We start from the raw sequence: 405 nt of genomic DNA, 5'->3' as shown, positions 1-405 counted from the left end.
GGAATACTCCTCCCAGTTATGAAAGGGAACAATCTCATAAGACAATCCGGTCTGCTCCTCGATGTACTTAAGCACCTCGATGGAAATCCCCCTGATCTCCCCGTTTTTTGCCTGGTACTGAAGCGGTGCCCGTCCCAGCATTACGCCAGCCCTGACGGTTCCCCTCCGGCTGATGTACTCCCTTTCCGAGTTCGAAAGTACCAGCCCGTCCTCTCCGGTAAAATATTTTCTGTTAAGCTCCGCAGTCATAAACGGATTGGTGGAGGTAATAATCTCCATGGCCTTATTCAGTTCTCCCGCCACCGCCTGATTTCCCTTCGTCACCCCGAAGTAAAAAGGACGGGAATCAAACCTGGAAATCACACGGAGCTCGCGGTCGCTTAAGCTGACATCCATACTCAGAAC

Annotated in this window: 1 protein-coding gene; it reads right to left on the bottom strand. The window is 51.6% G+C overall.

Annotated features, from left to right (window positions below):
- Positions 1 to 303 (bottom strand): transporter substrate-binding domain-containing protein (locus NE664_14970; protein ID MCQ4727937.1); only part of this gene is annotated, 303 nt, incomplete at its 3' end.
- Positions 304 to 405 lie beyond the last annotated feature (102 nt).

It is taken from the genome of Anaerotignum faecicola (genome assembly GCA_024460105.1).
GTDB lineage: Bacteria > Bacillota > Clostridia > Lachnospirales > Anaerotignaceae > JANFXS01.
The sequence above is the reverse complement of the archived record's forward strand: the minus strand, read 5'-3'. Positions and strand labels throughout refer to the sequence as shown.